27 protein-coding genes and 1 tRNA gene are annotated in these 23081 nt (G+C 62.1%); 17 read left to right on the top strand and 11 right to left on the bottom strand.

What is annotated here, in order from left to right:
* Positions 1 to 24 precede the first annotated feature (24 nt).
* The 5 genes from argF to queE all read left to right on the top strand — a co-directional run bounded on the left by argF (position 25) and on the right by queE (position 4007).
* On the top strand, positions 25 to 954 hold the full coding sequence (argF, locus tag MU848_RS05005) for an ornithine carbamoyltransferase (protein ID WP_247230600.1): 930 nt from the start codon (positions 25 to 27) through the stop codon (positions 952 to 954).
* A gap of 140 nt (positions 955 to 1094) precedes the next feature.
* Positions 1095 to 2051, top strand: a complete 957-nt coding sequence (gene hslO / locus MU848_RS05010) for an Hsp33 family molecular chaperone HslO (protein WP_380800283.1) — start codon at positions 1095 to 1097, stop codon at positions 2049 to 2051.
* A gap of 149 nt (positions 2052 to 2200) precedes the next feature.
* A complete protein-coding gene (locus MU848_RS05015; protein WP_247230602.1) occupies positions 2201 to 2611 on the top strand; it encodes a DUF3617 domain-containing protein in 411 nt (136 codons plus the stop codon).
* A gap of 44 nt (positions 2612 to 2655) precedes the next feature.
* Complete coding sequence (gene queC, locus MU848_RS05020) at positions 2656 to 3348, top strand: 7-cyano-7-deazaguanine synthase QueC (RefSeq protein WP_247230603.1); 693 nt, start codon at positions 2656 to 2658, stop codon at positions 3346 to 3348.
* Between the two features lie 11 nt (positions 3349 to 3359).
* On the top strand, positions 3360 to 4007 hold the full coding sequence (gene queE / locus MU848_RS05025; protein WP_247230605.1) for a 7-carboxy-7-deazaguanine synthase: 648 nt from the start codon (positions 3360 to 3362) through the stop codon (positions 4005 to 4007).
* A gap of 332 nt (positions 4008 to 4339) precedes the next feature.
* Here the strand turns inward: queE and MU848_RS05030 are convergent, their stop codons facing one another.
* The 3 genes from MU848_RS05030 to lipB all read right to left on the bottom strand — a co-directional run bounded on the left by MU848_RS05030 (position 4340) and on the right by lipB (position 6207).
* The gene (locus tag MU848_RS05030; protein WP_097092138.1) at positions 4340 to 5029 is read right to left on the bottom strand and encodes a hypothetical protein; all 690 of its coding nucleotides are present in this window, start codon (positions 5027 to 5029) and stop codon (positions 4340 to 4342) included.
* 123 nt (positions 5030 to 5152) lie between these two features.
* Positions 5153 to 5428: a hypothetical protein gene (locus tag MU848_RS05035; protein ID WP_247230607.1), complete on the bottom strand. Its 276-nt coding sequence runs from the start codon at positions 5426 to 5428 to the stop codon at positions 5153 to 5155.
* Positions 5429 to 5502: 74 nt separating this feature from the next.
* The gene (gene lipB, locus MU848_RS05040) at positions 5503 to 6207 is read right to left on the bottom strand and encodes a lipoyl(octanoyl) transferase LipB (protein ID WP_247230609.1); all 705 of its coding nucleotides are present in this window, start codon (positions 6205 to 6207) and stop codon (positions 5503 to 5505) included.
* 73 nt (positions 6208 to 6280) lie between these two features.
* Between lipB and MU848_RS05045 the strand changes: the two genes are divergently transcribed.
* Positions 6281 to 7069: a glycerophosphoryl diester phosphodiesterase membrane domain-containing protein gene (locus MU848_RS05045; RefSeq protein WP_247230611.1), complete on the top strand. Its 789-nt coding sequence runs from the start codon at positions 6281 to 6283 to the stop codon at positions 7067 to 7069.
* Here the strand turns inward: MU848_RS05045 and MU848_RS05050 are convergent.
* The 3 genes from MU848_RS05050 to MU848_RS05060 are packed head-to-tail and all read right to left on the bottom strand — an operon-like array spanning position 7051 to position 8991.
* Entirely contained in the window at positions 7051 to 7650 is a 600-nt protein-coding gene (locus MU848_RS05050; protein ID WP_247230613.1) for a GNAT family N-acetyltransferase, read from the bottom strand. The genes MU848_RS05045 and MU848_RS05050 overlap by 19 nt on opposite strands.
* Positions 7651 to 7655: 5 nt before the next feature.
* Positions 7656 to 8519: an oxygen-dependent coproporphyrinogen oxidase gene (gene hemF / locus MU848_RS05055; protein WP_097092133.1), complete on the bottom strand. Its 864-nt coding sequence runs from the start codon at positions 8517 to 8519 to the stop codon at positions 7656 to 7658.
* 13 nt (positions 8520 to 8532) lie between these two features.
* Positions 8533 to 8991: a tRNA (cytidine(34)-2'-O)-methyltransferase gene (locus MU848_RS05060; RefSeq protein WP_247230615.1), complete on the bottom strand. Its 459-nt coding sequence runs from the start codon at positions 8989 to 8991 to the stop codon at positions 8533 to 8535.
* A 211-nt stretch (positions 8992 to 9202) separates the two neighbouring features.
* Between MU848_RS05060 and petA the strand changes: the two genes are divergently transcribed.
* From petA to MU848_RS05085, 5 genes are all read left to right on the top strand, one after another.
* Positions 9203 to 9769, top strand: a complete 567-nt coding sequence (petA, locus tag MU848_RS05065) for a ubiquinol-cytochrome c reductase iron-sulfur subunit (RefSeq protein WP_247230617.1) — start codon at positions 9203 to 9205, stop codon at positions 9767 to 9769.
* A gap of 11 nt (positions 9770 to 9780) precedes the next feature.
* Complete coding sequence (locus MU848_RS05070) at positions 9781 to 11100, top strand: cytochrome b (protein ID WP_247230619.1); 1320 nt, start codon at positions 9781 to 9783, stop codon at positions 11098 to 11100.
* A gap of 17 nt (positions 11101 to 11117) precedes the next feature.
* Positions 11118 to 11969 (top strand): cytochrome c1, encoded by an 852-nt coding sequence (locus MU848_RS05075; protein ID WP_247230621.1) that lies wholly within the window; start codon positions 11118 to 11120, stop codon positions 11967 to 11969.
* Positions 11970 to 12051: 82 nt separating this feature from the next.
* Positions 12052 to 12588, top strand: a complete 537-nt coding sequence (locus tag MU848_RS05080) for an adenine phosphoribosyltransferase (RefSeq protein ID WP_247230623.1) — start codon at positions 12052 to 12054, stop codon at positions 12586 to 12588.
* 11 nt (positions 12589 to 12599) lie between these two features.
* A complete protein-coding gene (locus MU848_RS05085; RefSeq protein WP_281494300.1) occupies positions 12600 to 13250 on the top strand; it encodes a 5'-methylthioadenosine/S-adenosylhomocysteine nucleosidase in 651 nt (216 codons plus the stop codon).
* A 72-nt stretch (positions 13251 to 13322) separates the two neighbouring features.
* On the opposite strand, the gene MU848_RS05090 is transcribed toward MU848_RS05085, so the two are convergent.
* A complete protein-coding gene (locus MU848_RS05090; protein ID WP_247230627.1) occupies positions 13323 to 13805 on the bottom strand; it encodes a hypothetical protein in 483 nt (160 codons plus the stop codon).
* Between the two features lie 26 nt (positions 13806 to 13831).
* Positions 13832 to 14620, bottom strand: coding sequence for a DUF4198 domain-containing protein (locus MU848_RS05095; protein WP_247230629.1), 789 nt, complete (start codon positions 14618 to 14620; stop codon positions 13832 to 13834).
* Between the two features lie 122 nt (positions 14621 to 14742).
* Between MU848_RS05095 and MU848_RS05100 the strand changes: the two genes are divergently transcribed.
* The 3 genes from MU848_RS05100 (at position 14743) to MU848_RS05110 (ending at position 18531) form a co-directional block, all read left to right on the top strand.
* Entirely contained in the window at positions 14743 to 16824 is a 2082-nt protein-coding gene (locus MU848_RS05100) for a TonB-dependent receptor domain-containing protein (RefSeq protein WP_247230631.1), read from the top strand.
* A gap of 5 nt (positions 16825 to 16829) precedes the next feature.
* Positions 16830 to 17576, top strand: a complete 747-nt coding sequence (locus MU848_RS05105) for an energy transducer TonB (protein WP_247230632.1) — start codon at positions 16830 to 16832, stop codon at positions 17574 to 17576.
* Between the two features lie 184 nt (positions 17577 to 17760).
* Positions 17761 to 18531, top strand: a complete 771-nt coding sequence (locus MU848_RS05110) for an SDR family NAD(P)-dependent oxidoreductase (protein ID WP_247230634.1) — start codon at positions 17761 to 17763, stop codon at positions 18529 to 18531.
* 94 nt (positions 18532 to 18625) lie between these two features.
* Here the strand turns inward: MU848_RS05110 and MU848_RS05115 are convergent, their stop codons facing one another.
* Positions 18626 to 19195, bottom strand: a complete 570-nt coding sequence (locus MU848_RS05115) for a type 1 glutamine amidotransferase domain-containing protein (protein WP_247230636.1) — start codon at positions 19193 to 19195, stop codon at positions 18626 to 18628.
* 118 nt (positions 19196 to 19313) lie between these two features.
* Here MU848_RS05115 and MU848_RS05120 point away from each other — a divergent pair, with 118 nt between their 5' ends.
* Positions 19314 to 20432 (top strand): DNA topoisomerase IB, encoded by a 1119-nt coding sequence (locus MU848_RS05120; protein ID WP_097092122.1) that lies wholly within the window; start codon positions 19314 to 19316, stop codon positions 20430 to 20432.
* Between the two features lie 33 nt (positions 20433 to 20465).
* Positions 20466 to 21035 carry a DUF1003 domain-containing protein gene (locus MU848_RS05125; protein WP_247230638.1) on the top strand — a complete coding sequence of 190 codons (570 nt, stop codon included), beginning with the start codon at positions 20466 to 20468 and terminating at the stop codon, positions 21033 to 21035.
* Positions 21036 to 21095: 60 nt separating this feature from the next.
* Here MU848_RS05125 and MU848_RS05130 read toward each other — a convergent pair.
* Positions 21096 to 21170: transfer RNA gene (locus MU848_RS05130), tRNA-Val, on the bottom strand.
* A 127-nt stretch (positions 21171 to 21297) separates the two neighbouring features.
* Between MU848_RS05130 and MU848_RS05135 the strand changes: the two genes are divergently transcribed.
* Entirely contained in the window at positions 21298 to 22632 is a 1335-nt protein-coding gene (locus MU848_RS05135) for a dicarboxylate/amino acid:cation symporter (protein ID WP_247230640.1), read from the top strand.
* Between the two features lie 7 nt (positions 22633 to 22639).
* On the opposite strand, the gene cpdR is transcribed toward MU848_RS05135, so the two are convergent.
* Positions 22640 to 23017, bottom strand: coding sequence for a cell cycle two-component system response regulator CpdR (gene cpdR / locus MU848_RS05140; protein ID WP_097092082.1), 378 nt, complete (start codon positions 23015 to 23017; stop codon positions 22640 to 22642).
* Between the last annotated feature and the right edge of the window lie 64 nt (positions 23018 to 23081).

Raw genomic sequence — 23081 nt, forward strand, 5'->3', positions numbered from 1 at the left:
CCGAACGAGTTGAGGGGTTTGATTATGACCAGACATTTCCTGAATCTCTCCGACGCGGGCGCAGACGCGCTCGCTGCCATGATCGCCGACGCCATCGACCGAAAAGCCGCGCGCAAGGGCCTGCCAAAGGGTCAGGCAGATGCCGACGCGCCGCTCGCCGGGCACACGCTGGCGATGATCTTCGAAAAGAACAGCACCCGCACCCGCGTCAGCTTCGACATGGCGATCCGCCAGCTCGGCGGCACCTCGCTCATCCTAGATGGCGCGACCAGCCAGCTGGGTCGTGGCGAAAGCATTGCGGACACCGCTCGGGTCCTTTCCCGCATGGTCGACATGATCATGATCCGCACCGACGATCATGCCAAGATCGAGGAGATGACTCGGCACGCCACCGTCCCTGTCATCAACGGACTGACCGACCTGTCGCACCCCTGCCAGATCATGGCGGACCTGCTGACTTTGGTCGAACATGGCGTTGCCTTGCCGGGCAGCCAATGGGCATGGCTCGGCGATGGCAACAATGTCCTGCACTCGATCATCGAAGCAGCGGGCCTGTTCAAGTTCGACCTGCGCATTGCCGTCCCCGAAGGCTATGAGCCCGACCACGCCTTTATCAGACAAGCCCAAGACCTCGGCGCCGGCATCACGCTCACCCGCGACCCGGTCGAGGCCGTGGCGGGGGTGGATGCGGTCGTCACCGACACCTGGATTTCCATGGGTCAGCCGCATGCCGACGAAAAGCTCAAGGCCATGATGCCCTATCAGGTCACGCAAGAGCTGATGGCCAAGGCGAAGCCGGGCGCCAAATTCCTGCACTGTCTTCCCGCCCATCGCGGCGAAGAGGTGGTGCCCGAAGTGATCGACGGTCCACAGTCGCTGATCTGGGACGAAGCGGAAAACCGCATTCACGCGCAGAAGTCCGTGCTGCTCTGGGCAGCGGGCCGCCTTGGTTGAGATTCGGGTAACGCGTCCTATCTAGGGGCGAAACACGCAGAGGCGACGTTATTTCTAGTCGTCATGCTGAGCTTGTCAGCGTCCATCGTGCCCGCAGGACTCTCCGCGTGGGAAGAAATGGATGCTGAAACAGGTTCAGCATGACGGTTTTTCATAAGACGGCCTTATACCTCATTTTGGAGCCTGACTTGAACGCACCCGCCGATATCGACCAGGCCCAGGGTTTCACGATCCCGTCACGTCATGCGCGCGGCCGCATCCTGCGCCTTGGCCCTGTGCTGGACGATGTGCTGGCCGCCCACGCCTATCCGCCGCCGGTGGAACGGCTGCTTGCCTCCGCGCTCGTCCTTGCCGCACTGCTTGGTTCGACGCTCAAGGATGCGGGCGGCCAGCTCACATTGCAGGCGCATAACGAACATGGCGTCGTCAGCCTGCTTGTCGCAGATTACAAGGGCGGCGAAGTGCGCGGCTACGCCAAGTTCGATGCTGACAGGCTGGCGGAGCTTGGCCCCGACCCGACGCTCTTTGGCTTGTTCGGCAAGGGCTTCCTCGCCATCACCTTCGACCAGGCGGTCACGGGTGAGCGCTATCAGGGCATCGTGCCGCTCGACGGCGATTCGCTGGCGGACGCGGCCGAACATTATTTCTTCCAGTCCGAACAGATCCCCAGCATCGTGCGCATCGCCACGCGCCATGATGCGGGGCAGGGGTGCCTCGCCGCGGGCATGCTGCTTCAGCATCTCCCTGAAGGAGAGGTTGGCCGCGAACGCCTGCATACCCGCCATGATCATCCCGAATGGGAACATGTGAAGGCGCTGGCGGTCACGCTGAGCGACGGGGAGTTGACCGACGATGCGCTGCCGTTGACCGACATCGTCTGGCGGCTGTTCCACGAGGAAGAGGTTGTCCGCGTCACAGAGCCGGTGCCCTTGAGCAAGGGGTGCCGCTGCGACCTTGCGCATATCCGCAGCGTGATCGGCCGATTCCCGGCGGAAGAACGGGCGCACATGGCCGATGACCAGGGGGTTATCGGTGTCGACTGCGCCTTTTGCTCCCGCCTCTTTCCGGTTTCACTGGACAGCTTCGCGCAAGGCTGACACGAATCCGTTACGATTTCGGGGGAGGTTGATGCTCTAGCGGGGGCTGGCGCTATCAACAGGCCGCATTTGGGTGCATGGAAGGTGACGCCGCCGTGCACGGCAAGCCGATTTTTCCGGAGTCCGCGATGAAATACGGGGGCTATCGAATGACGTCAGGTCTGCGCGCCATGGGTGCGGCCGCTGCGATGTTGATCGCGACATTGCCAGTCGCGTCTCAGGCGCTTGCACAACAACCACTTCGGGGCCTTGAGCCGGGGGAATGGGAATTGCGTGAACGGCCGGAAGAGGGCGGCAAGGGCGACGTGCGCCGCATCTGCCTCACCGCCATTCGCCAGTTGATCCAGCTCCGCCATGGCCGCGACAGCTGCAAGCGGCTGACGGTTGACGAAGGCGCGAAGCGGGTGGTGGTAAGCTACGAATGTGGCGGGGCGGGCAGCGGCCGCACGGACCTGCGCATCGAAACGCCGCGTCTGGTCCAGATCCAATCGCAGGGGATCGCCGGGGGCGCGCCTTTCTCCTTCAGCATGGAAGGACGGCGTGTCGGACCGTGCCGTTGACCGGGCGGCTTGCGCCAGCGCTCCGGCAGGGGTAGCGCAACGCGATGCTTTCCAATGATCCCAAAATTGCGGTCGTACTGCTGTCGGGCGGGCTGGATTCGATGGTCGCGGGCGGACTTGCGCGTGAGGCGGGCTATGAGCTGGTCGCGCTCACCATCGACTATAATCAGCGGCATCGTGTCGAATTGCAGGCGGCGGCGCGCATCGCCACCGTTCTTGGCGCGCGGCGGCACATCGTCCTCCCGCTCGATCTTGCCGCGTTCGGCGGCTCGGCCCTGACGGCGGACATGCCCGTGCCCAAGGACGGGGTGGGGCCGGGCATTCCCAACACCTATGTGCCCGCGCGCAACACGATCTTCCTGTCGCTGACGCTTGGCCTTGCCGAAGTTTCGGGGGCGAACGACATTTTCATCGGCGTCAACGCGCTGGATTATTCCGGCTATCCCGACTGCCGCCCTGAATTTATCGACGCCTTCCAGCATCTGGCGTCGCTCGCGACCAAGGCGGGTGTCGAGGGCCATCCCGTCCGGATCAACGCGCCCCTGCAGCATATGAGCAAGGCCGCCATCGCGCGGGAGGCAAACCGGCTGGGCCTGGATGCTGGGATGAGCTGGTCCTGCTATGATCCTGCGCCCGGCGACCAGCATTGCGGCCTCTGCGACAGCTGCCGCCTCCGGTCCAAGGGCTTTGAGGAAGCGGGCCTGCCCGATCCCACCCGTTACGCCGTCAGGCCATAAGGGGTTCGTCGATGACCTATGCCGTCAAGGAAATGTTCCTGACGCTGCAGGGCGAAGGCGTGCATAGCGGCCGCCGCGCCGTCTTCATGCGCTTTGCCGGATGCAACCTCTGGACCGGTCGTGAGGAAGATAGGCGCAAGGCCGTGTGCCAGTTCTGCGACACCGATTTCGTCGGCACGGACGGGCAAGGCGGCGGCAAATTCGCCGATGCGCAGGCGCTTGCCGACGCGGCGCTCGCCTTTTGGGGCACTGGCGAAGAAGGCCGCTACATCGTCATGACGGGTGGCGAGCCCATGTTGCAGGTCGATGATGCCCTGATCGACGCGCTGCACGCCCATGGCTTCATCATCGCCATCGAAAGCAACGGCACGATTCCGGCCCATCCCTGCATAGACTGGGTCTGCATCAGCCCAAAGGCAGGCAGCGATGTCGTCCAGCGCAGCGGCAACGAACTGAAACTCGTCTGGCCGCAACCGGGCAGGGGACACAGCATCGGTGATGTGGAGGCGATGGAAGGCTGGGCCTTTGACAACTTGCTGATCCAGCCCCTCGACAGCGCCGATGCGGCGGCGAACATGCAGGCGGCGATCGATCTCGTCATGGCCCGCCCGAAATGGCGGCTAAGCCTTCAGTCGCACAAATATCTGGGACTGCGGTAACGCGCGCCACCTCAAACTAACTCCACCCTGAGCTTTCGATGGGCTTTACTTACTTTTGAAGCATACTCGGCTTTGCATGGTCGTCACCCCGGACTTGATCCGGGGTCCCGCTTTTCATCTGATGCCGGTCAATTAGCGAGACCCCGGATCAAGTCCGGGGTGACGTAGAATAAGCCTGGTGCGCATGATCGCCTATGAGGATCGCGCGCGAGAAAAAACAGGCTTCGACGTCCCACCAGGCGTTGGGTCGCTCGAACCGCCCAACGGTCAAAAGGCGCAACGATCACCCACGTACCGGAAAGCGGAGCTCCAACAGCCCCGCCCTCACATCATCACCTGGCCGCCACCTTCTGCTCATAATCCGCCTGGCAGTTCGGCCGCAGCTTGTCCTTCTTCCAGCATTTCTTGTCGAACGAGGGCAGGGTCAGCGCAAAGCTCCGGCCCGGATCGCCGTAAAATTGCTCGCCTGCCAGCACCAGCGACTTCTTGATCGATCCCAGGCCCGTGCGCGCTACCTCATGCAGGCTGCCGCGATTGGCGAAGATCGCCTGACGTCCGACCTGTGCCGCCGCCTGGCAGAAGCCCCGCTGCGCCTGCACCGTCGAATAACCGGAATAGATGCGTGTGCCATATTGATCCGACGCCGCCTGGCCGGGCTTGCCCTTGCCGACGGTGCGCTGGAAATAGCCGAGCAGCACAGACTGGGCCGAATCCATCTCGGCGTCATGATGCGCGATCATCGCGTTATAGTTGCTGATCGACAGCAGCGTGGGTTCGAACTGGCACTGGAGCGCGGCGACGTTGAGCGCGGCGCGCAGGTTCCACACCAGGCCCGCGCGGATTTCCTCCGCCGTCGCGCCCGGCAGGCCCAGTGCGGTGGCCGCTTCGGCATCGGTCAGCGGCGGCGCGGAGAAATCGGGCGGCGACCAGAAGAACTGGGCTGCGGCAGGCTGCGCCAGCAGCGGCGCGGCGGCAAGCATCAACCCGGAACAGATCCGGCGCAGGGTGGAACTGGATCGCATGACTTTCCCTTTATGGATGGCCCTTTGTGAAGGGCGGCCTTGGTGAACGACGGTCGGGCAGGGCTTTCCTTGTCATATGCCTTGCCGATGGCGCCTGTATTGCGCCTGAACGCCTTGCTTCTTCTATTGATCCGAAAGCACTTCTGCCTCGCCCCGCGTTGCGTTGGCAGCGGCGGGTTCCGACTGAGATGCGGCAGCGGCGCTGTTATTGCCTCCGACGGACGGCAGGGCGGCAGACGGCGCCTCGCTCTGCACGCCGTCCAGGTCCGTCATGGCATCCGTGGTCGTGCCGTCGACGACCTCCAGATCCTTCATCTGGACCGTGTTGCTCGTCTTGTCGTCCTTGCCGCAGGCCCCCAGCGTGGCGCTTGCCGTCAGCAGCAGGGCAGTAAAGATCATCCTCGCTTCACAGCGCATCCGGGTCTCCCAAACATGTGATGCCCGGCGGCCCCCACCCGGCGTAGGCGCGGACCCTAGCGGCCCGCTCCGCATTGCTCAACCCCCGCGCCGCAGCGCCGCAACCGGCCGAGGAAAGCGGGAAAGTGCGCCTTCAACGCCGCGTCGAGATCGGCCATCGACGCCTTCTTGCCCAGCGCCGCGATGCTCGTGACGGGATATTCCGCGAGGCCACACGGCACGATGCCGCCAAAATGCGACAGGTCGGGATCGACGTTGATGGAAAAGCCATGCAGCGTCACCCAGCGCCGCACCCGGATGCCGAGCGCGCCGATCTTCGCCTCGCGCCCGCCCAGGTCATCGGTCCAGATGCCGATCCGCCCCTCCGCCCGCCGCGCCGCTATCCCCAGGTCCGCCAACGCCTCGATCATCCATCCTTCCAGATGGTGGACGAAATTGCGCACATCCTTGCCACGCGCGCTGAGGTCGATGTTCAGATAGCCGATCCGCTGCCCCGGCCCATGATAGGTGTAGCGCCCGCCGCGCCCCGCATCATGCACCGGAAAGCGCGGGTCGATCAGCTCGGCCGGATCGGCGCTCGTCCCCGCCGTATAGAGCGGCGGATGTTCGAGCAGCCACACCCGCTCTTGCGCCTGCCCTTCGAAGATCGCCGCCGCCCGCGCCTCCATGTCGGCCAGCGCATGCGGATAGTCGACCGGCGCCGAATCGACCCGCCATTCGATCTGTTCGGCCCCGGCCGGCGAAGGGGGAGAGGATGACATGGCACTTCCTTGACTTGGGCGAGGGGAGCGATCAAGTCTCCTCCCGATTTTCAGTACGGGAAAAGGCGAAGATATGACGGCGATGTCGATCGGCAAGGCATGGGAAGAAGCGGTCGCCTTCGTCGCGCGCGAACGCAGCCTGCTCTTCCCCGTCGCCCTGCTGTTCGTCGCGCTGCCCGGCCTCATCCTTCAGGAGATGACCCCGCCCGAACTCGCGACATGGCGCATGGACAAGGGCGCGATGCCCGACATCCCGGCCAGCTTCATGCTTTCGACGCTGATCGGGGTCATCATCATCTGGTTCGGCTCGCTCGCCCTCTTCGCCCTGGCGCTCAGGCCCGGCATCAGCGTCGGCGAAGCGCTGCGGCTCAGCTTCTCCCGCTTGCCCGTGCTGCTCGGCACGGCCCTGGTCGTGATCGGCGTCCTGCTTGCCATAGCCATTGTCGGCATGATGGTCGTCGTCGCCTTCTCCATGGTGGCAAAGCCCGTGGCCGCTGCCCTCGTCATGCTGCTGCTGGCTGGCGGCGGCGCTGTCATGCTCTTTGCCAGCGTCCGCCTTCTGCTGCTCAATCCGGTGGTGATCGACGGCAATGAGGGCGTCATGGCCTCGCTTCGACACAGCTGGGCGCTCACACGCGGCCATTTCTGGCGGCTGTTCGGCTTCCTTCTCGTGCTGACGCTGCTCTCCGCCATCGTCGGGTCGGCCGCGCAGGTCATCTTCGGTCTGGTCGGCCGCCTGGTCGCCGGAGCGGAAGGCGCCCGGCTCGTTGGCGGCGTCGCGGCGGCGGTCGTCTCCACCGTGGTGCAGGTCTATATGCTTGTCATGATCGCCCGGCTCTATCGTCAGGCCGAGGCGGACTGACCCAGCATCGGCACGTGCGGCGCGGCGTCGGCGCTCAATAGCCCTGTCAGCCGAGGATCGGCAAAGGTCTCGATCTCGCGCTTATAGGGGACAAATCCCGCCCGCTGATAAAAGCCGAGCGCCCCCGGGCTATCCAGCGTGCAGCTATGCACCCAAACGCGGCTCACATCCTTGCGCCACGCCAGCGACTTGGCCTGCGCCATTACCCAAGCTCCAAACCCCTTGCCGGTCAGGCCGGGTACAAGGCCAAGGAAGCTCAACTCGCAGTCCGGCAGCGCGCGGAAATCAAGCTCCAGCAAGCCCACCTCCACGCCCCGCGGATCCGTGATTGCAAAGACCTGCACCGCCGGATCATGGATGATCGCCGTCAGTTCCGCATCGCTCATGACGAGGCGCGAGAACCAGAGCCACGGCTCCCCCACACGCCGGAACAGCGCGCGATAGGCATCCGGCGCAGGGGTCTTCCACGGCACCAGCCGCAATGGAGCAGGCGGGATCGGCGCTGGCCGGGGCCGCTCCACCATCTCCAGATAGGTCACGATCGTCGCAATCTGGTCATTGGCGACCGGCGTCAGCGGCATGGAAGTCAGCTCCAGCTCGCCATCGGCGGCAGGCTCATCAGGATCGCGTCGACATTGCCCCCGGTCTTCAGCCCGAACAGCGTGCCCCGGTCATGCACCAGGTTGAACTCCGCGTAGCGGCCACGCCATTCCAGCATCTGGGCATAATCCTCCTCGCTCCAGCTTTCGCCCATCCGCCGCCGCACGATCGGGGGAAAGGCCTTCAGGAACGCCTCGCCCACCGACCGAGTAAAGGCGAAATTCGCGTCGAACCCTGCATCATCCTCGCACTCCAGATGGTCGTAGAAGATGCCGCCGACGCCGCGATGGACGCCGCGATGGGGTATGAAGAAATACTCGTCGGCCCATGCCTTGAAGCGCGGATAATAGTCGGCGTCATGCGCGTCGCACGCGTCCTTGAACGCCGCGTGGAAACTTGCCGTGTCCTCATCCCGGGGCAGGGGGGGGTTAAGATCTGCGCCGCCCCCGAACCAGCTTTTGGACGTGATCAGATAGCGCGTGTTCATATGCACCGCTGGGACATGCGGATTGGCCATGTGCGCGACCAGGCTGATCCCGGTCGCGAAAAAGGCCGGATTTTCCCCGGCGCCATGAATGGTCTTGGCGAAATCGGGCGCGAACTCACCCGATACGGTCGACACATTCACGCCGACCTTCTCGAATATCCTGCCCTTCATCACGCCGCGAACGCCGCCGCCGCCTTCGCCCGGGGTCAGCCCCGGTGCTTCGCGATCCCATGGCGTGTAGACGAAAGAAGCATCGCTTCCCGCTTCCCGCTCGATCGCTTCGAACTCGGCGCAGATGCGGTCGCGCAGCGATTCGAACCAGTTACGGGCGGCCTGCTGCTGGGGGTTGAGGTGCAATGTCATCGCGAAATCTCGATCATTGTGGAAACTGGCCAGTCTGGCGCAGGGCTTCGGCAACCGCGATGCCCGTGGAAACGGCGATGTTCAAGGACCGGAATCCCGCCGCCATCGGGATTCGCACGCGCAGGTCGGCCATGTCCCGCACGGCGTCCGGAACGCCCGCGCTTTCCGAACCCATCAGCAATATGTCGTTGCTTTGGAAACGCACCTCGGGAAGGGGCTGCGAAGCATGGCTGCTCATCAGCACCAGGCGGCGGCCTTCCCTGCGCCGGAATTCGTCGAACGCCTCGAAATTCGCATGGCGAGTCACATCCGCCGCCGCGCCATAATCCATCGCGGCGCGCTTCAGCTTGGCGTCGGAAAAGGCGAATCCCATCGGCATGATGATGTCCACGGGCACGGAAAAACAGGCGGCAAGGCGCAGGATGGCGCCGACATTCCCCGCGATCTCGGGTTGGTAAAGGGCAATACGCATGCCCCGCGCATAAAGCAGCAGGGCAAATTGTCATAGCCATGGCCAAATTGCTGTTGGCAAAGAAGCTACAGTGGGTCTATCAGGCCCGCGAACCACGCCAGGGGGAAAGGCGGGGCCCATATTCCGTGGGCGCCGTGGCTCTCTTCCATAATCAGGGCCGGAAACGGCAATGCGGCGGGTATCAGGGACGTCTTTGCAAGGGTTGAGGTGCATGGCGAGCGTTGAACATACGGACAGCCAAGGTCTATCCGGCGAAGGTGGGGTGCGTCGTCGCGACTTCATCAATATCGCCGCAGTAAGCTTCGCGGGGGTCGGGGCTGTCGCCGTCGTCATTCCGCTCGTCGATCAGATGAACCCCAGCGCGGACGTGCTGGCGCTGGCATCGACCGAGGTCGATCTTTCCGCGATCCAGCCGGGTCAGGCGATCAAGACGACCTTCCGTTCGCAGCCGCTGTTCGTCCGTCACCTGACGGAAAAGGAAATCGCCGAGGCTGACAAGGTTGACGCTGGCGGCCTGCGTGACCCGCAGACGCTGGAAGAACGCACCGTCGACGGCAAGAAGCAGTGGCTCGTCACCATGGGCGTTTGCACCCATCTGGGTTGCGTGCCGCTGGGCGCGGGCGAGGGTGAGAACAAGGGTGAATTTGGCGGCTATTTCTGCCCCTGCCATGGTTCGCACTACGACACGGCTGCCCGCATCCGTAAGGGCCCCGCGCCCAAGAACCTGGAAGTGCCGAAGTTCAGCTTCACTTCCGATACTGCCATTCTTGTAGGCTGAGGTAAGAAACCATGAGCTTTCCCTGGGCTGAGCATTATACTCCCAAGCATCCCGCGATGCAGTGGATCGACGAGAAGCTGCCGCTTCCGCGCCTCGTCTACAACGCGATCGGCGCCGGTTATCCGGTTCCGCGCAACCTCAACTATTTCTGGAACTTCGGTGTTCTCGCTGGCCTCGCGCTGGTGATCCAGATCGTCACCGGCGTGATCATGGCCATGCATTATGGCGCGAACACGCTCGTCGCCTTCGGCACCGTCGAACAGACGATGCGCGACGTGAACGCGGGCTGGCTGATGCGCTATGCGCACGCCAACGGCGCCAGCTTCTTCTTCATCGTCGTCTATCTTCACATCTTCCGCGGCCTTTTCTACGGCTCCTACAAGGCGCCGCGCGAAATGGTCTGGCTGCTCGGCCTCGTCATCTTCCTCCTGATGATGGCGACTGCCTTCATGGGCTATGTGCTTCCCTGGGGGCAGATGTCCTATTGGGGGGCGAAGGTGATCACCGGCCTGTTCGGCGCGATCCCGGTCGTGGGCGAACCGATCCAGACCTGGCTGCTTGGCGGCTTTGCTCCTGGCAATGCGTCGCTCAACCGCTTCTTCTCGCTGCACTTCCTGCTGCCCTTCGTGATCGCGGGTGTCATCATCCTGCACATCTGGGCGCTGCACATTCCGGGTTCGTCGAACCCGACCGGCGTGGAAGTAAAGGGTCCGCAGGACACTGTTCCCTTCCATCCCTATTACACGGCAAAGGACGGCTTCGGGGTCGGCGTATTCCTCATCCTCTTCTCGATCCTGCTGTTCTTCGCGCCGAACTATCTCGGCCATCCGGACAACTATATCGAAGCGAACCCGCTTTCGACACCCGCGCATATCGTTCCTGAATGGTATTTCTGGCCCTTCTACGCGATCCTGCGCGCCTTCACGGTGGACTTCTTCTTCATCCCGGCGAAACTGTTGGGCGTGCTGGCGATGTTCGCATCGATCCTGCTGCTCTTCTTCCTGCCGTGGCTGGACACCTCGCCGGTGCGTTCGGGCAACTATCGTCCGACCTTCAAGAAGTTCTGGTGGATCCTGATCGCAGACGTTCTGGTCCTGGGTTATTGCGGCGGCGCGCCGGCGGAAGAGCCCTATGTGATGATCTCGCAGATCGCCTCGGCCTATTATTTCGCGCACTTCCTGATCATCCTGCCGTTGATCTCGCGCTTTGAGCGGCCGTTGCCGCTGCCAGGCTCGATCACTGAATCCGTGCTTAACCGCCATAACATCAAGGGCGAACAGGATGCGCTTCCCGGCATGGGCGCGGATCCGCAGCCGTCGAACGCCGGCTAAGAGGGGACAAGAGTAACATGGTTCGCATCGGCGCATTTCTCGTCGGCCTCTTCTTTGCTGGCTGGCTGCTGATATCCTTCCTGGTGGGCGCGGTGGCTTATGTCACCGAACCGCCCGCCAAGACGGTGGAGCATGAATTTCACAAGCATCCCAAGCATGTGGATTTCTCGTTCAACGGCCCGCTCGGCAAGTTCGACCAGGCCCAGCTGCAGCGCGGCTTCCAGGTCTACAAGGAAGTTTGCTCGGCCTGCCACAGCCTGAAGTTCGTGGCGTTCCGCGACCTGGCTGGCATCGGCTATAATGAGCCGGAAATTAAGGCGATTGCCAAGCAGTGGGCGATCAAGACGCCTGACGTCGATCCCAAGACGGGTGAGATGTCGACCCGTGAGCCGGTTCCGGCGGATTATTTCCCCAAGCCCTTCGCGAACAATGTCGCGGCGGCTGCGGCGAACAACAATGCGATCCCGCCGGATCTCTCGCTCATGACCAAGGCGCGTCACGACGGCACGGCTTATGTCTACTCGCTGCTGACGGGTTATCAGAAGCAGCCGGCTGAACTGCTCAAGCATTTCCCGGATGCCAAGACGCCAGAAGGTCTTCACTACAATCCCTATTTTGCCAACCTGAACCTCGCCATGGCTCCGCCGCTGACGGCCGATGGCCAGGTGACCTATGGTGACGGCACCAAGGCGACCGTGGATCAGATGTCCAAGGACGTTGCGGCGTTCCTTACCTGGACGGCGGAACCGAAGCTTGAGAACCGCCGCCGCGCGGGTCTGGCGACCATCGTCTTCCTCCTGATCGCCACGGCGCTGGCCTATATGTCCTACCAGAATATCTGGGCCGAAAAGAAGAAGAAGGCCGCCTGACCGCCGCTTGGGCGAAGGGAATGAAAAAGGAAGGGGCGCGGCGTCATGACGACACCGCGCCCCTTTTTCATTGGGAGTAGCCATGGATATCGATGAACTCGCCGCGCTGGTTCGCACCATCCCCGACTTTCCCAAGCCGGGTATCCTCTTTCGCGACATCACGACCCTGCTCGCCGATGCTCAAGGCTTGTCCGCGCTCGTCAGCGGGCTTGCGGCGATCGCCCGTCCGCTTGACGCCGACATCGTCGTTGGCATCGAAGCCCGCGGCTTCGTGCTGGGTGCGGCGCTCGCCCATGCGCTGGGCCTCGGCTTCGTGCCCATCCGCAAGCCGGGCAAGCTCCCCGGCAAGACGGTCGGCATCGACTATGTGCTTGAATATGGGACGGACCGTCTCGAATTGCATGAAGGACAGATAGGGCAGGGCACCCGGGTCCTCCTGGTCGATGACCTGATCGCCACCGGCGGCACCGCTCTCGCCGCTGCCCAGCTCCTCCGCGAACAAGGCGCCACCCTGCTCCTCGCCCTCTTCGCGATCGACCTCCCCGACCTTGGCGGCCGCGCCGCCCTCGAAGCCGACGGCGTCGCCACCGCCGCCCTCCTCGAATTTCCCGGCAATTAACGGTTTTCTTCATGCATTTTCCCACAGGCCTGACAAATTGCGAAATAATCGCCGGAAATCGCGTCCTCTTCATCATGGCGATCGAGGACGAATATGGCCCGCATCTGCGTTCCCGCTTCACGCCGCTGATGACCGGCGTCGGCCCGATCGAAGCTGCCGTTACGACCAGCCTCGCGCTTCAGCACCTCCACCAGCAGGACGCTCTCCCCGATCTCGCCGTCTCCTTGGGATCAGCCGGGTCCCGCACCTGCCAGTTAGGAGAAGTCTATCAAGTCGCCAGCGTGTCCTGGCGAGACATGGACGCTTCCCGCCTCGGCTTTGCCAAGGGCGTGACGCCGTTCATAGATCACCCCGTCGATCTGCCGTTGCACACGCCCCTCGACCTCCCCACCGCGCGCCTTTCGACCGGCGCAAATATCGTTGGGGGCGAGGAATATGCGCTGATAGACGCGGAAATGGTCGACATGGAAAGCTTCGCGATTGCCCGGGCCTGCCAGCGCTTCGCTGTCCCGCTCATGGGCCTGCGCGGCATCTCCGATGGGCCTGGCGAACTGAACGACATGCTGGGCTGGACGAAGCTCCTCGCGCTTCTCGATGAGAAATTATCCCACGCCGTCGATATGCTCGTTGCCCACTTGGGCTCCCGAAACCTGTCGCCCTGAATAGAAGCGACGCCAGGCGAAGCAGAGCTGCACTTGCAACTCTGCTCCTTTCTCAGTCCGCCATGGGTAACGCTAGTCTTTCTGCTGTGCGGCGAGTTGCTTCGCGCGAGTGGCAGCCGCATCGGCAGCATTCACGACACCATCCTTGTCATCATCCTGCTCGGCAAAAGCACGGGTGCCAGAGGCGTCATATTCCGCCCGGCTCATCCTGGTGTCCTTGTCCTTGTCCAGCACGCCGAAGCGAACTTTGGCCTGACGCATCTGCCGCTGCCGCTCTTCTGCCTTCTTCTCCTCGCTACGGTCCGATGCCGCGAGTTGCTGCTCGAGACGGGTCTGATATTCCCCGACATATTCGTCTTCGGACAACCACCCATCACCATTTGCATCCGTCGCCTTGAAGCGAGCAGTCCGGACGGCGTCGAACTCAGCGCGGGTGACCTGCCCGTCATGATCGGCATCATAATCGTGGATGAAGGCCGATCCTTCATGCGGAGCGGCGAACGCTGTGCCCGATGCTGCGAGCAGGGCGGCGGTCAGGAAGAGCCGAATTTTCATATCATATCCTCTAGCTGGAAAAAGGGTCAGGCCGCGTCGAAGGCCAAAGTGTAGGTGTAGCTGCGATAGGGCGTTTCTGACCCCGCCGGAGCGGCGGCGCGATGGCGTACAAGTATAAGATAGGTGCCAGCATCTTGCGGTCTCAGGACGAAGCGGCCATCCGAGCCGCTCTTCACCTGAGCGGCCACCTTTCGCCCATCATACAGGCCAGCGCTGCGGAACAGGGTGATGTCCGCGCCAGCCAGCGGCTCGCCATCGAAGAGCAGCGTGAAGCTCGCATCTGTTCCAGCGACGATCGCATTGGGATGAGACATGACCTGGATTTCCAGCGCCTTGCCAGTCGGCTTCAGCGCCACCTGGGTAGGCTGGCCGCGTGTGACATAGGCTTCGGCCAACGTCATGCTCTGCACATCGACCTCCGCAACGCCAGCAGGCGGCTCGCTACCCTCGCCGCGCATTTTCCAGTCATTCCCGGCCTTGAACATCTTGCCCTTGCGTCCGGCGCGAAGGCCGCTCGTCACCCGGTAAGTCCCGTCCGAAGGGATCGCCGCTTCGAACATGCTGATGTCGCGCAAATGCGTGACCGGGCCGACCGCAAGTTGCTTTCCATCCGGTCCTATCAAGTGGAAGGGCGCGTCACGCATGGCAACTTCAGGTAAAAAGGCATCCTCAGCAAACGCCGACTGAACGGTAACATGGTCAGCCTTGCCCAGATCGAACTGGGTGGGCAGCACGTAAGGCATGTGCGCCTGGGCAGTGGAAGCACCCAAGATGATCGCAAGCCATGCGGCAGAATGAAGTCGCAACAATTTCATCAGAATCCCCTTTCGATTTCCCGATATATCTAATGCGACTCACTTGCAATATCATTCATTGTTGGTAAGCCGAGCGCCGTTCGGGGCCCTTGATGTCCCATGGAGATGCAAAAGGGGGTAAGATGATGAAGGCCAAGGCAAAGCTTCTGATGGGTGCCGTGCTGATCGCCGTGCCCGCCGAGCTTTGGGCGCAGCAGGCAGCCGACGCGCCGGAAACAACGCGCATGACCCTGGACCGCATGGTCATATCCGCAGGGGCAGAAAAGGTGGCCATCGACACGCCCCAAGCCGTCAGCACGCTCGACCAGGAGGATATTGATCAAGCCCAGGCGATGACGATCGGCGATCTGCTGGAAGACATGCCGGGCGTGAACGTGCAGGGCGGCGTCGGCCAACTGGGGCAGGGGTTCAACATCCGCGGCATGGGCACGGCTGTGGGGGATTCCGATAATCGGATATTGCTCAATGTCGACGGCGTCACCAAATTCTACGAGCAATATCGCATGGGCGCGCTGTTCACCGAGCCCGAGCTTTACAAGCGGGTCGAAGTCCTGCGCGGCCCGGCCTCCTCGACCCTTTACGGAGCTGGCGCGCTGGCGGGCGTCGTCAATTTCACGACAAAGGATGCGTCCGATTTCCTGACCGGCGGAGATCCGCTGGCCGTCCGCCTGAAGGCCGCGACCGATACCAACGCGCAAGCGCATACGCTGTCGGGCATCGTAGCCGCGCAGCCGGTTGAGGGCGTCGAATTGCTAGGCAGCAATAATTACCGCCGCAGCGATGACTACAGGAGCGGTAATGGCGGCATCGTCGCTGCATCCGCAACGCTATCGGACAGTTGGCTGGCAAAGGGTCGTGTTTCCATCGGCGGCAATCGGAACCACGCCATCTGGGCCAGCTACCAGGATTGGATCAGCGACGCGCCGCAGGTCTACGACCAGGTTTCGGCCGCCACCGGAAACAGCCTGATGCGCCGCCGCGTTCACGATAAGACAGCGGTGGTGGGCTATGTGAACGATTTCGACGGCAGCAAGATCTTCAATGTCGAGGCGCAGATCGCCTATTCGCTGTCGAAGGTGCACCAGACCGAAACGGCATTCCTTGGAACGTTGGCCTATTCGGATTTTTCCTACGAAAGCTGGCAGGCAAAGCTGCAGAACAGCAGCCGTTTCGACATGGGCGGCGACTGGACGGCCTTCCTCATTGCCGGTGGCCAGTGGAGTATCCAGGAGCGGCGCAATCCGCGCGTGGCGATGAACGGTACGGTGACGCCGGGTGCGGGCACCCATCCGGAAGGTGACATGAGCCGCTATGGGCTGTTCGGCCAGCTGGAGATCGTCTGGTCCGACAAGCTGACCATCATGCCCGGCGTTCGCATCGACTGGACAGACCTTAAGCCTGGCGACACGGTCGTCGGTGGCACAACTTTGACGCGGCGGGTGAAAGACAGCGGTGTCTCGCCCAAGCTTGCCGCATTGTACAATGTCACCCCATGGTTCGGCCTGTTCGGGTCTGCCGCCCGCACGGTACGAATGCCCAATGTGGATGAGGTCTTCACGCGGTCGGCGACGCGGCCCGACAACCCGAATTTACGGCCTGAGAAGTCCGACAATTATGAGGTCGGCTTCACCCTGTCCTTCGATGATGCGCTGGGACGTGGAGACCGGTTCCGCGCGAAGACCACCCTGTTCCAGAACGATGTGAAGGACCTGATCGTCAACGTCGCCGGCCCGGCGGGAACGCCCTATTTCCAGAATATCAACCGGTCGCGTTTCAAGGGGCTGGAGATAGAGGCAGAATATGGCGTTGGCGGCTTTTTCGCGCGGGCCAATGCTTCCCTTATCGACGGCAAGGATCGCCTGACGGACAACTATCTCAACACCATTCCTGCCAATGACTATCGCCTGACGCTGGGCTACGCCGATTCGGCAACGGGTCTTTCGGGCGGTTGGACCGGCGAGTTCGCCGAACGGCAGGACAAGGTGACGACAGGCATCTTTTCTTCTGCCGGATCGGGCTTGCCGACCCCAGGCTATAGTGTCCACAACCTCTTCTTCGCGTTCAAGCCACGGAGCGGCGCGGCGAAGGGATTCGAGTTCCGCGTCGCCGTGGATAATCTGTTCGACAAGCAATATCGCCGCCACTTGTCCGCTTTGGCGGCCGAAGGGCAGAGCTTCAAGTTCAGCGTTGCGAACACATTCTGACGATGATGGCGCGGGCGGTTCCATCCTTCCGCATTAGCGGTCCGGCAGCGGCTTCCCTGCTGGTGAACGGATTGCTGATGGCGGCGCTGCTGAACCTGGGAATGGGGCAGGCGGTGCGACGGCAGGAATCGCCTGCGCTGACGGTCTTTTCGCTGGCGCAGCTGAAGGGGGTTGAACAAGGGGCGGAGGAAAGGGAGGCGGCTTCCGCAGGCTCCTCTCAAACCGCTGAGCAGAGGTCGGTAGTTCGGCCGCCGATTTCCTCGCCTGTGGTGCAGCCCTTGAGGATTGATCAGTCACCGCCGTCTACCCTCGTACCGATCGCACCTGTCGTGTCAGTCGCAAGCCAGGTCATGACTGCACCGAATGCATCCGGGGCTGAGGGGGCTGCGGCCTTGCCGGCCACATCTTCGCTTCCCCCACGCGGCGTGGCAGATGGCGCTGATATCAAGGCCCCGTCGGGCACCAGCCGGAGCTACGCCGCGAAGGTTCGATCCTGGCTCTACGCTCATAAAATTTACCCCCGCCGCGCTCGTATGCGACGCGAGGAAGGGCAAGTGCAGGTTCGGTTCACTTTGGATCGCGCCGGAACCTTGCTGGAAGGCGCGATCATCAGGGGCTCGGGCAATCCGGTTCTCGATGAGGAAGCCAGAGCGATGCTGCAGCGCGCGTCCCCCTATCCCCGCCCCCCGGCAGAGCTCCCTGGCGAGCGTATAGAATTCACCGCGCCGATCGAATTTATATTGCCCGCATGAAGGCGCCTGCCGCGCCACCACGGGCAGGGCGGCTGCCAAAAAGGACACTTGGCATTTCCACTCCCAGCTATGCGCTAGAGGCATAGGTCGGCGCGATCTTAGTCGGTTGTGCCTTGTGCACATTGCTTTTCATATGGTGCAAACGGATGCCCAGCCAAAGGTAATCGAACGGGAAGGGGAAGACATGGACCTGCACCTTGAAGGAAAGACAGTCGTCATTACTGGCGGCACCCGTGGCATCGGCCGGGCCACAGCCGAGCTATTTGCAGCCGAGGGAGCGAAGGTCGCGATCTGTGCGCGCAATGCCGATCATGTTGCGGCCGCCCTCAAAAAGCTCGAGGCGTACGGCGTTCCAGCCTTCGGCGCGCCAGTCGATATTACCGATAGTTCGGCACTGCGGGCATTTATCCATGAGGCTGCCGAGGCGCTGAACGGTATCGACATGTATATCGCGAACGCCAGTAGCATCGCTTCCGGCAATGGGGAGGCGGAATGGCGATTGGCGTTCGAATCGGATGTGATCGGCGCGATTGCCGCTGCCGAAGTTGTAATCCCCTATCTGGAGGCTGCGGCCGCCGCAAAGGGGGATGCCTCATTCCTGACCATATCTTCGATGGCGTCCACCCAAGTCGGAGGACCTGACGCCTACTCGGCGATGAAGGCCGCACTGACCAACCTGACAAAGGGATTTGCACGCCAATATGCGCCCAAGAAGGTCCGGTTCAACACCATCTCCCCAGGCATGATCTATGACGAAGACGGCAGCGTCGGCCGCCTGCGCGCGGAACGGCCTGACTATTTCAACGCGATGCTGGCATTACATCCCACCGGCCGGATGGGAGTACCCGATGAAGTCGCCGCGACGGCCCTCTTCCTGTCCAGCCCCCGGTCGAGCTTCACCACGGGCGCGAACTTCGTCATCGACGGCTCGATGTTCACCCGCGTGAATTATTAGCGCGTCCAGCGTTGAAGGGGTTCGCGGATCAAGCTCGCACCTCGTCGCGATGTTGATGCTGCGACAAAAGATATCTGCTGACACTAGATAGACCTTAAGTGTTTTCTCCTCCTTCGGCATGCTTGCCCTCGCTGATCTCCTCGATCAGCTTCGCGCAGAAGGCGGGGAGGTCTTTCGGATTGCGGCTCGTCACCAATCCCTTGTCCACCACGACCTCTTGATCGATCCATGTTCCGCCGGCGTTGCGGATATCGGTCTGGAGCGTTGGGAAGGAGGTAAGCGTCCGTCCCTTGACAACATCCGCCTCAACCAGTGTCCAAGGCGCGTGGCAGATTGCGGCGACAGGCTTCGATTGATCGAAGAATGCGCGGACGAACGCGACGACCTCCTTCGATCCCCGCAGCTTGTCAGCGCCTACCGATCCGCCGGGAATGACCAGCGCGTCAAAATCTTTGGAGGAAACCTCGCCGATCGCTTTGTCGACAGGAAAGGTTGCCCCGGGGTCGAGATCATTGTTGACCGCCTGCGCCTCGCCCGCTTCCAGGCTGATCACGGTGACTGTGCCGCCCGCTTGCTCCACCGCTGCCTTCGGCTGCGTAAATTCCGGCTCTTCCGTCCCGCGCGGCGCAATGAGAATGGCGATCTTCTTGCCTTCGAGTGTCATCGGTGGATTCCCTTCACATGATCGCGTCTCAGCGCTCTTGAACGGTTCACTTTCCGGTTAGTGCCGCCGTTATTTCAGATTGCGGGAACCGGCGCCTGATCCCAGGCGATTTCTGTCCATGAACCTCGAAACCTCGCCGATCGTCCCCGATGACAACGAAAATGGCGCAATTGTAGACGCGCGAGAAGCTGCGGAAGTGGCTGGGCTCGTTTACACCAGCGATGAAGAAGAGGGCGTCAGGCGGATCAAACGAGGGAAGGGCTTCCAATATCGCCGGGCGGATGGAAGCGCGGTTCGCGATGCGGAAACCCTCGCGCGCATTCGCAAGCTTGCTATTCCGCCAGCCTACACCGACGTCTGGATATGCGCGGACGCCAATGGTCACCTTCAGGCGACGGGCAGGGATGCTAAAGGCCGTAAACAATATCGCTATCATCAAAAATTCCGCGAAATTCGTGACAGCACCAAATATGAGCATTTGCTGGAATTTGCCGCTGCCCTGCCCAGGATCAGAGCTAAGGTGGAAGAGCATCTGAGTTTGAGAGGCATGCCACGCGAGAAAGTCCTCGCCGCTGTCGTCCGCCTGCTTGAGACAACAATGATCCGCGTAGGAAATGCTGATTATGCCAAACAGAACAAGAGTTATGGACTGACGACGTTGCGCGATCGGCATGTCGATGTGAATGGATCTGAAATGCGTTTCCGGTTCAAGGGCAAGAGTGGGAAGCAATGGCGGCTGACCCTGCGCGACCGTCGTATCGCGAAGATCGTCAAGAACAGCCAGGACCTGCCAGGTCAGCACCTTTTTCAATATATCGATGATGCGGGCGAGCAGCGGGAGGTGACCTCCGGCGATATAAATGGCTATTTGAAGGAAATCTCCGGGCGCGACGTCACCGCCAAGGATTTCCGGACGTGGAGCGGCACGGTGCTCGCAGCGCTGGCGCTTGCTGAACTTGAGAAGGTCGACAGCCAGGCGGCGGCAAAGCGAAACATTCGGGCCGCCATCGAGACGGTGGCGGCTCGGCTCGGCAACACGCCGACGGTCTGCCGAAAATGCTACATCCATCCGGAGATATTCGACAGTTATCTGAACGACGCCCTGATCCTGGAGGCGCGGGAGGAGGTAGAGAAAGAATTGCGCGGAGACCTGACACAGCTTTCGCCCGAAGAGACCCTGGTTCTCTCGTTTCTCCAGCGCAAACTCTCACCAAAGGATGGAGAGGGGAGAGCCTGAGGTGAACAGGCTCGCTCCTGGGAGGTAGTGACTATGAGCAATCCTCCGGGGCGCGAGCCGGAAGCAGCGGTGACAGTTCCGCCGCCTCAGCCACCCAATCTTTCCGAAGCATTGAAGCGGAACATCGCCGCCCTGGAAGCGCGCCGCCGCGGCGAAGAGCAAAGAGCGAGCATCCAGGAAAAGGCTGCTGAAGCGATAACGCGATTCACCGGCAGCATGCGCTTCGTATACCTCCACATGCTGCTGTTCGGTGCATGGGTGGCGATCAATCTTGGCGTGATTCCTGGCGTGAAGCCATTCGACCCGACCTTCGTCATTCTCGCGACCTGGGCATCGGTCGAAGCCATATTCCTGTCGACATTTGTATTGATCAGCCAGAACCGAGCGGCAGCTGCGGCGGACAAACGAGCTGACCTTGACCTTCAGATCAGCCTGTTGGCTGAGCATGAGATCACCAAGCTCGTGCAGCTGAACTTGGAGGTGGCACAGCATCTGGGAATCAGAAAATCCGGCGATCCGGTGCTGGACGACATTGCTCGAGACGTAGCGCCGGAGGCCGTCCTGGATGAGATTGAGCAGCAGGACCGGAGGTCAGAGCCCTAGTCCCGCCTCCCTCAGGCAAACAAAAACCCCGCCAGATCCTTGATCTGACGGGGTTTTCGATGGTGGGCGTGGCAAGGATTGAACTTGCGACCCCTGCGATGTCAACACAGTGCTCTACCACTGAGCTACACGCCCACGGGAGTTGCGCCAATAGCGGGGGGTGGTGGGGTGTGCAAGCGGGAAATTCGCTTAAAAGCTAATTCTCTGGACAGAGGGTGCGCAGCCCATATTGTGCGGGGAAACAGGGGGCGGCCGGGCGAGCATGAAGGACATCCACAACGTAGCGGGCGGAGCGACTACGCCGCTGCCCTTTTACCGCCAGCTTTACGTGCAGGTGCTCGCCGCCATCGCGACCGGAGTCCTGATCGGCCATTTTTTCCCCCAGACGGGCGTCGCGCTCCAGCCGCTCGGCGATGCCTTCATCAAACTGGTGAAGATGATCATCGCCCCGGTCATTTTCCTCACCATCGTGACCGGTATCGCGGGCATGAAGGAATTGGGCGCGATCGGGAGGGTGGCGGCAAAGGCCTTCGCCTATTTCCTCACCTTTTCCACCCTCGCGCTGATCCTGGGCTTGATCGTCGCGAACGTCGTGCATCCGGGCGCTGGCCTCAATATCGACCCGGCGAGCCTCGATGCGGGCAAGGTCGCCGAATATCAGCAGCAGGCGCATGACCGGACGCTCACCGGTTTCCTGATGGACATCATCCCTGCCACGCTGATTTCGGCCGTCGCGGATGGCCACAACATCCTGCAAGTATTGTTCGTCGCCATATTGTTCGGCATCGCCCTGACCCTGATCGGCGATAAGGCGGAGCCGCTGATGCAGGTGCTGGACTCCGCCAGCCACGCCATTTTCAAGCTGGTGTCGATCCTCATGAAGGCCGCCCCCATCGGCGCCCTCGGCGCGATGGCCTTCACCATCGGCAAATATGGCGTGGGCGCGCTTGCGAACCTCGCGGAACTGGTCGCGACCTTCTATCTCACCTCACTCTTGTTCGTTCTGGTCGTGCTCGGGCTGGTGGCGAGGCTCGTCGGTTTCAATATCCTGCACCTCATCCGCTACCTGAAGGCGGAGCTGCTGCTCGTGCTCGGCACCTCTTCATCGGAAGCCGCGCTGCCCAGCCTTATCGAGAAGATGGAGCGGGCAGGGTGCCGCAAGTCGGTCGTCGGACTGGTGGTCCCGACAGGGTACAGCTTCAACCTTGACGGCACGAACATCTACATGACGCTGGCGGCGCTGTTCATAGCGCAAGCGACCAATGTCGATCTGAGCATAGGTGACCAGATCCTGCTGTTGCTGGTCGCGATGCTGTCCAGCAAGGGCGCGGCGGGCGTCACTGGCGCGGGCTTCATCACGCTCGCCGCCACGCTCTCCATCGTCCCGTCCGTACCGGTCGCGGGCATGACACTCATCCTGGGCATCGACCGGTTCATGAGCGAATGCCGTAGCCTTACCAATTTCATCGGCAATGCGGTCGCCACCGTGGTCGTGTCCGCATGGGAGAGCGGCCTTGACCGGGAGCGGTTCGCTGCTGCCATGGCAGGAGAAGCGCTGCCGCCGACCCCCGATATGGAAGAAGTCGTCCCCGGCTAAATGGCTTTCAGTTCAGCCCGCTCATGCTGCTGCTGCCGAACATACGGTCGATTTCCAGCACCAGGTCGCGCAGGTGGAACGGCTTCGATAGCACCTTGGCCTGCGGCACCGCTTTTCCGGCCTTCAGCGTCACGGCGGCAAAGCCGGTGATGAACATGATCCGCATGTCTGGCGCAACCGTGGCCGCATGCTGGGCAAGCTCGATCCCGTCCATTTCGGGCATGACGATATCGGTCAGCAGCAGGTCGAACTGATCCGTTTCGATATATGGCACCGCCTGCGCGCCGGTCTCGACGGCCACCACCTCATATCCCGACCGCTCAAGCGCGCGGGCGAGGTAGGTGCGCATGCTGTCATCATCTTCGGCCAGCAGAATTCGAACCATGGCTCGGGTCAGTCTCGTCTCTGGCCGGTCTCGGCCGATCTCGTGCGGCACCCCTCGCGGGTGG

This window comes from Sphingobium agri (assembly GCF_023051225.1).
Lineage (GTDB): Bacteria > Pseudomonadota > Alphaproteobacteria > Sphingomonadales > Sphingomonadaceae > Sphingobium > Sphingobium agri.